The 12,001-nt window shown below is 74.1% G+C and carries 14 protein-coding genes; 8 read left to right on the top strand and 6 right to left on the bottom strand.

Going from position 1 to position 12,001, the window contains the following annotated elements; translation table 11 throughout:
* The first annotated feature begins 56 nt into the window (after positions 1-56).
* From ACY1JF_RS24670 to ACY1JF_RS24660, 3 genes are all read left to right on the top strand, one after another.
* On the top strand, positions 57-278 hold the full coding sequence (locus ACY1JF_RS24670) for a hypothetical protein (protein WP_462707422.1): 222 nt from the start codon (positions 57-59) through the stop codon (positions 276-278).
* A 50-nt stretch (positions 279-328) separates the two neighbouring features.
* On the top strand, positions 329-1,807 hold the full coding sequence (locus ACY1JF_RS24665; RefSeq protein WP_462707421.1) for an aminotransferase class I/II-fold pyridoxal phosphate-dependent enzyme: 1,479 nt from the start codon (positions 329-331) through the stop codon (positions 1,805-1,807).
* 579 nt (positions 1,808-2,386) lie between these two features.
* Positions 2,387-2,845, top strand: a complete 459-nt coding sequence (locus ACY1JF_RS24660; RefSeq protein ID WP_462707420.1) for a cyclic nucleotide-binding domain-containing protein — start codon at positions 2,387-2,389, stop codon at positions 2,843-2,845.
* A gap of 4 nt (positions 2,846-2,849) precedes the next feature.
* Here the strand turns inward: ACY1JF_RS24660 and ACY1JF_RS24655 are convergent, their stop codons facing one another.
* Both ACY1JF_RS24655 and ACY1JF_RS24650 read right to left on the bottom strand, forming a co-directional pair.
* Positions 2,850-4,154 carry an MFS transporter gene (locus ACY1JF_RS24655; protein WP_462707419.1) on the bottom strand — a complete coding sequence of 435 codons (1,305 nt, stop codon included), beginning with the start codon at positions 4,152-4,154 and terminating at the stop codon, positions 2,850-2,852.
* Positions 4,155-4,230: 76 nt separating this feature from the next.
* Entirely contained in the window at positions 4,231-4,848 is a 618-nt protein-coding gene (locus ACY1JF_RS24650; protein WP_462707418.1) for a LysE/ArgO family amino acid transporter, read from the bottom strand.
* A gap of 80 nt (positions 4,849-4,928) precedes the next feature.
* Between ACY1JF_RS24650 and ACY1JF_RS24645 the strand changes: the two genes are divergently transcribed.
* The 3 genes from ACY1JF_RS24645 to ACY1JF_RS24635 all read left to right on the top strand — a co-directional run bounded on the left by ACY1JF_RS24645 (position 4,929) and on the right by ACY1JF_RS24635 (position 6,682).
* A complete protein-coding gene (locus tag ACY1JF_RS24645) occupies positions 4,929-5,849 on the top strand; it encodes a LysR family transcriptional regulator ArgP (RefSeq protein WP_462707417.1) in 921 nt (306 codons plus the stop codon).
* Between the two features lie 142 nt (positions 5,850-5,991).
* Entirely contained in the window at positions 5,992-6,243 is a 252-nt protein-coding gene (locus tag ACY1JF_RS24640) for a WhiB family transcriptional regulator (protein ID WP_462707416.1), read from the top strand.
* 85 nt (positions 6,244-6,328) lie between these two features.
* Positions 6,329-6,682: a DUF488 domain-containing protein gene (locus ACY1JF_RS24635; RefSeq protein ID WP_462707415.1), complete on the top strand. Its 354-nt coding sequence runs from the start codon at positions 6,329-6,331 to the stop codon at positions 6,680-6,682.
* A 28-nt stretch (positions 6,683-6,710) separates the two neighbouring features.
* On the opposite strand, the gene ACY1JF_RS24630 is transcribed toward ACY1JF_RS24635, so the two are convergent.
* On the bottom strand, positions 6,711-8,384 hold the full coding sequence (locus tag ACY1JF_RS24630; RefSeq protein WP_462707414.1) for an FAD-binding dehydrogenase: 1,674 nt from the start codon (positions 8,382-8,384) through the stop codon (positions 6,711-6,713).
* A gap of 334 nt (positions 8,385-8,718) precedes the next feature.
* Here ACY1JF_RS24630 and ACY1JF_RS24625 point away from each other — a divergent pair, with 334 nt between their 5' ends.
* Both ACY1JF_RS24625 and ACY1JF_RS24620 read left to right on the top strand, forming a co-directional pair.
* Entirely contained in the window at positions 8,719-9,501 is a 783-nt protein-coding gene (locus tag ACY1JF_RS24625) for an MBL fold metallo-hydrolase (RefSeq protein ID WP_462707413.1), read from the top strand.
* Positions 9,502-9,548: 47 nt separating this feature from the next.
* Positions 9,549-10,034, top strand: a complete 486-nt coding sequence (locus ACY1JF_RS24620; RefSeq protein WP_462707412.1) for a RidA family protein — start codon at positions 9,549-9,551, stop codon at positions 10,032-10,034.
* 16 nt (positions 10,035-10,050) lie between these two features.
* Here ACY1JF_RS24620 and ACY1JF_RS24615 read toward each other — a convergent pair whose 3' ends face one another.
* The 3 genes from ACY1JF_RS24615 to ACY1JF_RS24605 all read right to left on the bottom strand — a co-directional run bounded on the left by ACY1JF_RS24615 (position 10,051) and on the right by ACY1JF_RS24605 (position 12,000).
* Positions 10,051-10,887 (bottom strand): PhzF family phenazine biosynthesis protein, encoded by an 837-nt coding sequence (locus ACY1JF_RS24615; protein ID WP_462707450.1) that lies wholly within the window; start codon positions 10,885-10,887, stop codon positions 10,051-10,053.
* Between the two features lie 66 nt (positions 10,888-10,953).
* A complete protein-coding gene (locus ACY1JF_RS24610) occupies positions 10,954-11,775 on the bottom strand; it encodes a 2OG-Fe(II) oxygenase (RefSeq protein WP_462707411.1) in 822 nt (273 codons plus the stop codon).
* A gap of 42 nt (positions 11,776-11,817) precedes the next feature.
* Positions 11,818-12,000: a hypothetical protein gene (locus tag ACY1JF_RS24605; protein ID WP_462707410.1), complete on the bottom strand. Its 183-nt coding sequence runs from the start codon at positions 11,998-12,000 to the stop codon at positions 11,818-11,820.
* Between the last annotated feature and the right edge of the window lies 1 nt (position 12,001).

Here is a 12,001-nt window from a genome sequence, read left to right as displayed (position 1 = left end):
GGCCTCCGTACGGTCCAACGGCCATACGGCCGCCCTGCCGGGGGTACGCGGTGTGCATGGCGGATGTTGTGGACTCGGACGAACTGCTGCGGCGCATGCACCGGGCGCGGGCCTGCGCGGCCCAGGAGGAGCGGACCTGGCGGACCCGGCGGGACGAACTGCGGTCGACCGACCCGGAGGGGGCGCGGGAGGCCGAGGTGCGGTCGGTGGCCTACGAGGCGGTGCTGCGGGTGCTGGACGAGGTGCTGACGCCCGGCCGGCGCACCGAACGGGACTGACCCCTCGGACGGCGCCGATTGCGGTGTCCGGGGCGGGGAAGCCGCAGGGCATGGCCATCGATCACACTCAGGCTCCGGTCCTCCAGGCTCTCGCCGACTACCGCCGGGAGGGCCGGCTGTCGTTCACGCCCCCGGGGCACAAGCAGGCGCGGGGCGCCGACCCGGCCGTCCGCGAGGTGCTGGGCGACGCGGTCTTCCTCGGTGACGTACTGGCGACCGGAGGGCTCGACGACCGGCTCACCCGCGACCGGGTGCTCCAGCGTGCCCAGGAGCTGATGGCCGACGCCGTCCACGCCGAGCACACCTTCTTCTCGACGTGCGGCAGTTCCCTGTCGGTGAAGGCGGCGATGCTCGCGGTCGCGGGACCGCACGAGAAGCTGCTGATCGGCCGGGACGCGCACAAGTCGGTGGTGTCCGGCCTGGTGCTGTCGGGCATCGAGCCGGTCTGGGTCGAGCCGCGCTGGGACGCGGAGCGCCACCTCGCCCATCCGCCGTCCGCGGCGGAGTACGAGGCGGCCTTCGCCGACCACCCCGACGCCAGGGGCGCCCTGATCACCAGCCCGACGCCATATGGTGCCAGCGCGGACCTCGCCGCCGTCGCCGAGGTCTGCCACCGGCGCGGGCGGCCGCTGATCGTCGACGAGGCGTGGGGCGCGCACCTGCCCTTCCACCCGGACCTGCCGTCCTGGGCGATGGACGCGGGCGCCGACATCTGTGTGACCAGCATCCACAAGATGGGCAGCGGTCTGGAACAGGGTTCCGTCTTCCACCTCCAGGGCGACCTGGTGGAACCGAAGCTGCTGGGCATGCGCGCGGACCTGCTGAGCACCACCAGCCCGTCGGTGCTGATCTACGCGGGGCTGGACGGCTGGCGCCGCCAGATGGCACTGCGCGGGCAGGAGATCATGGGCGGCGCTCTGGAACTGGCGGCGGAGGTGCGGGCCGCGGTCGAGGAGATCGACGGGATGCACGTCAACGACCGGGCGGACTTCTGCGGCCCGGGGCTGGCCGACGGTTTCGACCCGCTGCCGGTGGTGATCGACCTCGACGGGCTCGGCATCTCCGGCTACCAGGCCGCCGACCTGCTGCGCGAGCGGCGCGGCATCGTCGTCCACCTCTCGGACCACCGGCGGATCGGCACGCAGATCACCCACGGCGACGACCAAGACACCACCGGGGAACTGCTGGCGGCGCTCAAGGAGCTGGCGCGGGCCGCTCCCGAACTGCCCGACGCCCCCCGGGTGGCGGTCCCGTCACCGGCCGGGCTGCGGATGGCGCAGGTGCGGCTGCCGCGGGACGCGTTCTTCGGGCCGACCGAGGACGTTCCCGTGGAGCGGGCGGCCGGCCGGATCGCGGCGGAGATGATCACCCCGTACCCGCCGGGCATCCCGGCCGTCCTGCCGGGTGAGCGGCTGACCGAGCCGGTGCTGCGCTATCTGACCAGCGGCCTGGCGGCTGGCATGTACCTGCCGGATCCGAGCGACCCGGCACTGGAGACCGTGCGGGTGGTCGCGGAGAACGCCGGCTGAGACCCGGGCCACGGCCTCCGGCACGGCAGTTCCGGCCCGGCGGGTCCGGGTCGGGCGGCCCGTGCCGCGCCGGACCGGCCCGGACCGGATCGGACCGGATCGGCCCGGATCGGCACTCCCGGGACGGCCGGGACCGGACGGGCGCCGGTCGGTCCGGCCCGGCGCGGCACAACGCGGCACGGCACAGCGCGGCACGGCACGGTGACGCGGACGGCGCCACCGCCGACACCCGGCGCTCCCGGCCGCACTCCGGTCACACCCCGCACGGCCCGCCCCCGACCCGCACCGTGCGACGGGCGGGGCGGGTGAGACGGGTGAGACGGCTCACTTCTCCCGCCCCGGGTTCAGGGAACGCCCACAGATGGTTTAGCGTTCACCTATACGTGGTGACGGAGTCGATCCGCGCGGTCCTCCGGTACCACTGTTCACGGCCCTGGTTGGATCCCCCCGTCCAGCCAGGGCTTTTTCACGCCGTCACGGAACCTCCCCGCCCGCCGAGGTGCCCGAGTCCGCGCCGGCCGCTGAAATGGGCGTAGGGAAGAACACCGGAACCGCATCGCCGGCGAGGAGTTCCGTGTCATGACCAAAGCGATCAAGCTGCTCAGCGCCCTCCCCCCGCCCCAGCGGGCACGCCTGACCGAACTGGCCGAGGAGGTCCGCTTCCCGGAGGACACCCGGATCTTCGAGGCCGGCGGCGTGGCCGACCGCTTCTGGGTGATCCGCTCCGGCGCCGTCTCCCTGACCCAGCAGGTGACGCCCCTGCGGAGCGTGCAGGTCGCCGGCCTCGGCGCCGGCGACCTGCTCGGCTGGTCCTGGCTGTTCCCGCCGTACCGCTGGGACTTCGGCGCCGAGGCCTTCAGCGCGGTGCGCGCCTACGAGTTCGACGCCGCCGCGGTGCTCCGGCTCTGCGAGGACGACCCCGGGCTCGGCGTGGTCCTGGTGCGGTCCGTCGCCGAGATCCTGGCGCACCGGCTGGAGGCGACCCGGGGGGAGCTGCTGGATCAGTACGCGCTGCACCGGCGCGGCGACCCGCTGTAGCGCGTCAGACCCGGTAGCGGCGCAGGGCGGGCACCGTCAGGGCCAGGCCCAGCATCACCGCGACGACCAGCAGCCCGCCCCCCGTCACCGCGCCGCGCGCCCCGAAGGCCGAGCCCGCCGTGCCGTGCAGCACGTCGGCCAGGCGCGGTCCGCCCGCGACGACGACCGTGAAGACGCCCTGCATCCGGCCGCGCATCTCGTCGGTCGCGGCGGACAGCAGGATGGCGCCGCGGAAGACCATGGAGACCATGTCGGCGACGCCCGCGACCGCGAGGAAGACCACCGCGAGCCACAGGCTGCCGCTCAGCCCGAAGCCCGCGACGGCCGCGCCCCAGGCGACGACCGCGCCGATCACCATCCAGCCGTGCCGCCGGGCCCGGGAGAAGGTGCCGGAGAACAGACCGCCGACCACCGCCCCGATGGGGATCGCCGCGTACAGCAGCCCCAGCGCGAGCCCCTCGCCCCAGCCCGCGTACGTCTCGGCGGCGAGCTGCGGGAACAGCGCCCGGGGCATGCCGAACACCATCGCGACGATGTCGGCGAGGAAGGACAGCAGCAGCACCGTGTGCCCGGCGATGTAGCGGAACCCCGCCACCACCTCGCGCAGGCCCGCCCGGCGCCTGCCGCCGGTCAGCGGCGGCAGGGCGGGCAGCCGGTGGACCGCCCACACCGTCACGCACAGGGCGACCGCGTCGATGAGGTACAGCTCGGGCAGGCCGATGACCGGGATCAGGACGCCCGCGAGCAGGGGCCCCACCACCTGACCGGTCTGCATGACCGTCGAGCCGAGGGCGTTGGCGGCGGGCAGTTCGCCCTCGGGGACCAGCCGGGCGATGGAGGCGCTGCGCGCCGGGGAGTTCAGTCCCCAGAAGGCCTGCTGGAGCGCCAGCAGCACCATCAGTACGACGACCGACTCCAGGCCGGTGACGGCCTGCGCCCAGAACAGCAGCGAGGTCACGGCTATGCCGCTGTTGGTGATCAGCAGCAGCTTGCGGCGGTCCATGGTGTCGGCGACCGCGCCGCCCCACAGCGCGAACACGACCAGCGGCACCAGTCCGGCCAGGCTGGCGGCGCCCACCCAGGCCGAGGAGCCGGTGATGTCGTAGATCTGCTTGGGCACGGCGACGGCGGTGAGCTGGCTGCCGACGGCCGTGACGATGGTGGAGACCCACAGCCGGCGGAAGGCCGGGCGGCGCAGGGGGCGGGTGTCCATCGCCCAGCGGCGCCAGCCCCGGCGCGGGGCGCCGGGCGCGTCGTCGGGGCCGGAGGCCTGGGCCCGGGGTTCGGTACTGCTGTCGCTCGTGTCCACGCATTCCTACTTGGTCGTTACATCTTTCGGCTCCCTCACTATCGCAGGGCAGTGGGGCGGCACGGTGTGACGGGCGTCAACTCCCGGCGATCAGCGAGACACCGAGGACGAACATGACGGCGGCGACCAGGCCGTCCAGGACCCGCCACGCCGTGCGGCCGGCGAGGAGGCGGCCGAGGTGGCGGGCGCCGAAGCCGAGCGCGGCGAACCAGGCGAGGCTCGCGAGCGCCGCGCCCAGGCCGAAGCTCCAGCGCAGCGGGCCGCGGTCGGCTGCGACGGAGCCGAGCAGGAAGACGGTGTCCAGGTAGACGTGCGGGTTGAGCCAGGTCAGCGCCAGGCAGGTGAGCACCGCCCGCCGCCGGGAGCCCGCCGGGTCCCCCTCCTGCGCCCGCAGCACGCCGGCCGGCCACAACACCCGCCGGGCGGCCAGGGCGCCGTACCCCAGCAGGAAGGCCCCGCCGATCCAGCCGACCGCCGTCAGCGCGCCCGGCCAGGCCACCAGCAGGGTGCCGACCCCGCCGACGCCCAGGGCGATCAGCACCGCGTCGGACAGGGCGCAGATGCCGACCACGGCCAGGACCGCGTCCCGGCGGACGCCCTGACGCAGGACGAAGGCGTTCTGGGCGCCGATGGCGACGATGAGGGAGAGGCCGGTACCGAAGCCGGCGGCCGTGGCGGTCAGGGCGTTGTCCATGCCCTTGACGCTAAGCGAGCGGCCACCGGGCGTACAGCTAAAGATTCTTACGTATCCTTAGCCCTCGTGAAGGTGACGCGATGACGGCATCGGCGACGGCGGCACTGGGCGACCTGCCCCTGGACCAGGTGCGGACCCTGCTGGCGGTGGTGGACGAGGGGACGTTCGAGGCCGCCGCGGCGGCGCTGCACGTGACGCCGTCGGCGGTGAGCCAGCGGGTGAAGGCCCTGGAGCAGCGCATCGGCCGGGTCCTGCTGCTGCGCACCAAGCCGGTGCGGCCCACCCCGTCCGGCGCGGTGCTCGTGCGGCTCGCCCGGCAGGTGGCGTGGCTGGCCCGGGACGCCCACGCGGAGCTGGGGCTGAGCGGGGCCGGTGAGCCGGTCCGGGTGTCGGTGGCGGTGAACGCGGACTCGCTGGCGACCTGGTTCCTCGACGCCCTCACCCGGGTGCCGCGCGATCCGCCGCTCTGCTTCGAACTGCGCCGCGAGGACGAGGACCACACGGCGGCCCTGCTGCGGGAGGGCGTGGTGATGGCCGCGGTGACCTCGTCGCCGGACGCGGTGCCGGGCTGTTCGGTACGGCCGTTGGGGCGGATGCGCTACCTCCCGGTGGCCGCACCGCGGTTCGCCGCCCGGTACCTGTCCGGGCCGCTGCGCCAGGCGCTGGCGAAGGCGCCCGTGGTGGTCTTCGACCGGCGCGACGACTTCCAGGACGGCTTCGTCCGCCGGCTCGGCGGCGGGCACGGGTCCGCCGGCCCGGTGCGGCACTACGTCCCCACGTCGGAGGGGTTCGTCCAGGCCGTCGCCGCCGGCCTGGGGTGGGGCATGGTCCCCGAGCCGCAGGCCGAACCCCTGCTGCGCAGCGGCCGGTTGACCGAGGCGGCCGCCGGGATGACGGTCGACGTGCCGCTGTACTGGCAGCAGTGGAAGCTCGACTCGCCGGCCCTGGCCACGGTGGCCGAGGCGGTGCTGGCGGCCGCCGCCCGGGCACTGCGGGGGTAGGGGCTCCCCGCGCGAGGGGGAACTGCCGTACCCGGAAGCGACTTTGCGGCCTTCCGCCCGTTTGGCCCCACGTCCTCGGGTCACCCGAGGGTGAGCAATCCGAATCCGTGACAGCGCGATACGACGATCGCAGGTGACTTTGATGGACGACTGGCGAGAGCACGCGGCCTGCCGCGCCGAGGACCCCGACCTGTTCTTCCCGGTCGGCACCTCCGGCCCGGCCCTGTTTCAGACCGAGCGGGCGAAGGCGGTCTGCCGGCGCTGCCCGGTGCGGGAGCGGTGCCTGGAGTGGGCCCTGGACTCGGGGCAGTCCATCGGCGTCTGGGGCGGGACCGACGAGAACGAGCGCCGTGCCCTGAAGCGGCGCCTGGCGTCCCGTCGGCAGACCGGCTGACCCGGAGGCGGAGCGGAGGGGCGGACGGCGCCGGGGCCGCGTAGGCTCGGTCCCGGTGCCGTCCGCCGCCGAAGGGGGCTGAGCCGTGAACGTCCGTGTGCGCCGCGTCTACGATCCGCCCGAGCCGGACGACGGAGCGCGGGTGCTGGTGGACCGGCTGTGGCCGCGCGGCCTGAAGAAGGACGCCGCGCGCGTCGACGAATGGCCCAAGGAACTCACCCCGTCCACGGAACTGCGCCGCTGGTACCACGCGGGCGAGGGCTCCTACGAGGAGTTCACCGGACGCTACGAGGCCGAACTGGCCGCTCCGGAGGCGGCCGGGGCACTCGACCGGCTGAGGGAGCTGGCGGACCAGGGGCCGGTGACGCTGCTGACCGCGGCCAAGGACACCGGCCGTAGCCACGCCGCCGTCCTGGTCCGCCTGGTCCGCGGGGACTGAACACCGTCGTCCCCTCCGGCCCCGGACTTCAGGCCGTCTGCCGTGCCGCCGCGCGTCCGGCCGCCCGCCCCGAGAAGAGGCAGCCGCCCAGGAAGGTGCCCTCCAGGGCGTTGTACCCGTGCGCCCCGCCGCCGCCGAACCCGGCCACCTCACCGGCCGCGTACAGGCCCTCGACCGGCGTGCCGTCGGCGCCGAGGGCGCGGGAGTCGAGGTCGGTCTGGATGCCGCCGAGGGTCTTGCGGGTGAGGATGTGCAGCTTGACGCCGATCAGCGGACCGGCCGCCGGGTCGAGGATCCGGTGCGGGGCGGCGACCCGGCTGATCCGGTCGCTGAGGTAGCGGCGGGCGTTGCGGATGCCCTGGACCTGGGCGTCCTTGCTGTAGGGGTTGGCCATCTGGAGGTCGCGGGCCTCGATCTGGCGGCGGACGGCGGCGGCGTCGAGGAGCGGCTTGTCGGTGAGCCCGTTCATCCGGTCGACGAGCTGTTCGAGGGTGGGCGCGGTCACGAAGTCGGCGCCTTCGCGCACGAAGGCGGCCACCGGCCCCGGGGCGCCCTTGCCGACGACCCGTTCCCGCAGGAAGGCCGCCCGGTCCTTGGCCGTGATGTCCGGGTTCTGTTCGGAGCCCGACAGCGCGAACTCCTTCTCCACGATCTTCCGGGTGAGGATGAACCAGGAGTGGTCGTAGCGCGCGACGTCCTGGTCGGTGCGCAGGTGCCTGAGGGTGCCGAGGGTGTCGTAGCCGGGCAGGCAGGGGTCGGGCAGGCGGCGGCCGAGCGCGTCGAACCACATCGGGGACGGGCCCGGCAGGATGCGGATGCCGTGGCCGGGCCAGACGGGGTCCCAGTTGCGCAGGCCCTCGGTGTAGTGCCACATGCGGTCGCGGTTGACCAGGCGGACGCCCGCCGCCGCGCTGATGTCCAGCATCCGTCCGTCGACGTAGGCGGGGACGCCGGTGACCATCTCGGCGGGCGGGGTGCCCAGGCGCTCGGGCCAGTACCGGCGGACGGTGTCGTGGTCGGCGCCGATGCCGCCGGAGGCGACGATCACGGCCTGGGCGGTCAGTTCGAAGTCGCCGGCCCGGTCGCGGTTGGAGGCGACGCCTCGGGGCGAGGTGTCCGCGGCGAGGACCGTGCCGCGCACGCCGCGCGCGGTGCCGCCCTCGACGATCAGCTCGTCGACGCGGTGCCGGTGGTGGAAGGTGAGCAGTCCGTCGCGCACGGCCTGCCCGGCGTACCGCGCGAAGGGCTCGACCACTCCGGTGCCGGTGCCCCAGGCGATGTGGAAGCGGGGCACCGAGTTGCCGTGTCCGTCGGCCCTCAGGCCGCCGCGCTCGGCCCAGCCGACGCTGGGCAGCAGCTTGATGCCGTGCCCGTCCAGCCAGGACCGCTTCTCCCCCGCCGCGAACTCGACGTACGCCCGGGCCCAGCGCACCGCCCAGGAGTCCTCGTCCTCGAGGCGGTCGAAGCCGGCGCTGCCCTGCCAGTCGCTCCAGGCCAGCTCGAAGCTGTCCTTGACGCCGAGGCGCCGCTGTTCCGGGGAGCCGACGAGGAACAGTCCGCCGAACGACCAGAACGCCTGTCCGCCGAGGTTGGCGGCGTTCTCCTGGTCGACGAGGGCCACCCGGCGGCCCCGGCTGGTCAGTTCGTGCGCCGCGACCAGTCCCGCGAGGCCCGCTCCGACGACGATGACGTCGGCGTCCATGGTGACCGTCCCTTCCTCGTTCCCCAGACCGTCCCGCTGCTCTCTGTTCCCGCGGTGTCCCGGCCGGCTCGCCGGCGGCGCGGTCGTCGGCCTCCGCGGCCGGCCACCCGGCACCCGCCCGCCCCGTCACCGCCGGTCCCCGTGTGAGACGGGAACGTATCCGATACGACGGGGCATGCGAACCTCCCGCACCCTACTTGGAACCCGGGTTCGATTGAGAGGTGTGCTCAGGGCACGGCCACGCACCTCCGGGGCTCCCTCCTCTACCTCTCGCCGCCCGGCCTCTGGTTGGCTGTGTCCGGTCCACCAGCCCCCTCAGAACGCGGAGTGAGCGATGAGCGCCGACGTGCGGCAGGTCGCGGACGGCACCTACCTGGTGCACGGCAGCGACACCAACTGGGTGATCCTCACCGACGGGGACGCGGCGACGCTGATCGACACCGGCTACCCCGGTGACCGGCAGGCGGTACTCGACTCGCTGGCGGCGGTGGGGAGTTCACCGGAGGCGGTGGCGGCCGTCCTCGTCACCCACGCCCACAACGACCACCTGGGCTCCGCCGAGTACCTGCGCACCGCGTACGGCGTGCCCGTCCTGCTCCACGAGGCCGAAGTACCGCACGCCCGGCGGGACTTCCTCCAGCAGGTCTCGATCCCGGCGGTGGTGCGCAACGCCTGGCGGCCGGGTGTGCTGCCGTGGATCGCGCACGCCGCCCGCGCCGGCGGCACCGCGCACCTGCCGGTCGCCGAGCCGCGGCCGTTCCCGGTGGCGGGCGCCCTGGACCTGCCCGGCCGGCCCGTCCCCGTGCACACTCCGGGGCACACGGACGGCCACTGCGCCTACCACCTGCCGGACGCCGGGGTGGTGATCTCCGGTGACGCCCTGGTCACCGGACACCGCATCTCCCGGACCGAGGGGCCGCAACTGCTGCCCCGCATGTTCGACCACGAACGGGCCCGGACGGTGGCGTCGCTGGACGTGTTCGAGAAGCTGGACGGCGATCTGCTGCTGCCCGGGCACGGGCCGGCGCACCGGGGGTCACCGGCCCGGGCGGCGCGACAGGCACGGGAGCGCGCCCAGTCCGCCGGCGGCGCACAGAAATCCGCTCGCCACCGTTGACGCGGAACTCCCCCGGCGTCCGGGCACAGCACGTCTAGACTCTGCCCATGTCGCCGCATGAGCCGGACCGGCTCGTTCCCCCTTCGGAGGTCCTCGCCTCGCTGGGGCTCCGCCTGCCGCCGGTCAGTCCGCCCAAGGGCCGGTACGTGCCCGCCGTCGTGAGCGGCCGGTTCGTCCTCGTGGCGGGGCAGATCCCGCTCGTGGACGGCAGGCTGGCGGCGACCGGGCGGGTCGGCGGGGAGGTGACGGTGGCCCTGGCCCGGGAGCTGAGCCGGCGCTGTGCCCTCGCGTCGCTGGCCGCTGTCGACGCGGTGGCGGGGATCGACCGGGTGAGCCGCGTCGTCAAGGTCACCGGGTACGTCGCGGCGGCACCCGGCTTCCGTGACCTGGACGCGGCCGTGGACGGTGCCAGCGGCCTCTACGAGGCGGTGTTCGGTGCCCGCGGCGCACATGCCCGTGCGGTGGCGGGGGTCGCGGACCTGCCTCTGGACACGCCCGTGGAGATCGAGACCCTCGTCGAGCTCGGCCGGTGACGGCGGGGCCGCGCCCTCACAGGGGGACGGCCGTGCCCGTGATGCCGATGCCGGTGCGCGGGTCCTCGGGGACGGTGACGGTGATGGTGCTCGGACGGCCCATGTCGTACCCCTGGAGGACGGTCAGCCGGGACGGCAGGGGGATCAGGCCCGCCTCCCGCAGATAGCCCCCGAGCGCGGCGGCCGCGGCCCCCGTGGCCGGGTCCTCGAAGACCCCGCCGGTGGGGAAGGGGTTACGCGCGTGGAAGAGCGTGGTGCTCTCCCTGAAGACCAGATCCACCGTCACCCAGCCGTGGCGGTCCGTCAGGGCGGCCAGGCGCGGCATCTCGTAGTCGAGGCGGGCCAGCCGGTCGCGCGAGGCGGTGGCCAGCACGACGTGCCAGGCACCGGCGTAGGCGGCCCGGGGCGGCAGGTGCGGGTCGAGATCCGACGGCCGCCACCCCAGGACGTCCAGCAACTGCTCCACCTGGGCGTCGGTCACCGCCGCCGTCCGCGGGGGCACGCTGGTCAGGGTGGCGAGGTGCCAGCCGGTGTCGTCGACGCCGGTGTGCACCGGGACGGCACCGGCCCGCGTGTGCAGGGTGAGGTCGCCCGCGCCGTACCGCCGGGCGAAGGCGACCGCGGTCGCGATGGTGGCGTGTCCGCAGAAGGGGACCTCGACGCTCGGGCTGAAGTACCGCACGTCCAGGTGGCCGTCGCCCTTCGGGAGGACGAACGCGGTCTCCGAGTATCCGACGTCCCTGGCGATGTCCGCCATGTCGGTCTCCGGCAGTCCGGTGGCGTCCAGGACGACACCGGCCGGGTTCCCGCCGTCCGCCTGTTTGGTGAAGGCGGCATAGCGCAGTACTTCCATGGTCACCACATCAGTCAGATCAGATCAGATCAGATCGGTTCGGTTCGGGGCCTGGTCCCGGCGGGCTCAGCCCCAGGCCAGCAGGTCCCCGGTGTCGGCGAGACCCAGGGAGAAGCCGAGAGCGATCCGCCGGCCGCCGTGACTCGGTGTCACGGCGTGGTAGTTGCGCGAGTCGAAGAGCAGGCCGTCCCCCACGGCGGGCCTGATCACCAGGGACTCGTCGTCCCGCACGCACTCCTCGGTGAAGCCGTACGAGCCCAGGGACCGGTGGCGCTCGTCCTCGGGCCGCCAGCGATGGCGCCAGATGACGGTCTCGCCACCGGTCTCGGGCACGGTGACGTAGACGTTGAAGGCCAGCTGTGCCACGAGCGGCGTGTCGAGCAGCGGACCGGAGAACTCGCGTCCGGCGTCGTCGTAGTGCACCAGGAATCCCCCGGGGGCCTCGCGCGCCACTCCGGCGCCCAGCTCACGGCCGCCGCGGCGTCCGACGCCCACCGTGCCGGGCCAGTCGGCCCCCAGGGCGCGTCGCGCCATCTCCCAGGGATCGAAGGGAAGGGACAGCCTGCGCCAGCCCGCGCGCGCCGCCTCCAGAGCCGGCCAGTAGGCGTCGGCCACGCCACCGTCGGCCCGGTAGTCGCTGACGCCGATGCCGAACCGCATCACCATGGGCTGGACGCGTTCCGCACCGTAGTTGTCGAACTCGGCTGCCAGCAGGGACCGCGCGACGCGGTCGCACACCGACGGGGGGAACAGGTGCGGGACCCGCACGGCCGCACAGCGTCCCGACGCCAGGTCGGCGATGTGGCCGCGGCTGAAACCCGTGGCGGTGACCACGCGGAAGAAGGGGTCGTGCACGTCCGTCGAGGCCATCGCCGTGTCACTGGTCATGGCTGCTTCCCCTCTCAGCGGTTTCCGTCGGCCGCCGCGCCATCATCCCAACAGCAGCGCGGGGCTGTAAGCCAACTTCGCGTCGCGCTCCAGGGCCCGGTGATCCTCCTCGATGGACTCCAGCGCGAGGCGACGGGCCGACTCCAGCCGATCCTGGTCAGCGTCGAGTTCGGCGTCCTGGTCCGTCAGGAGACGGTCGTGCGGTTCCGGGTGGAAGGAATTCATG

This window comes from Streptomyces sp. SYSU D01066-1 (assembly GCF_054956795.1).
Note: the sequence above shows the minus strand (reverse complement) of the source record. Positions and strands in the feature narration are given on the sequence as shown.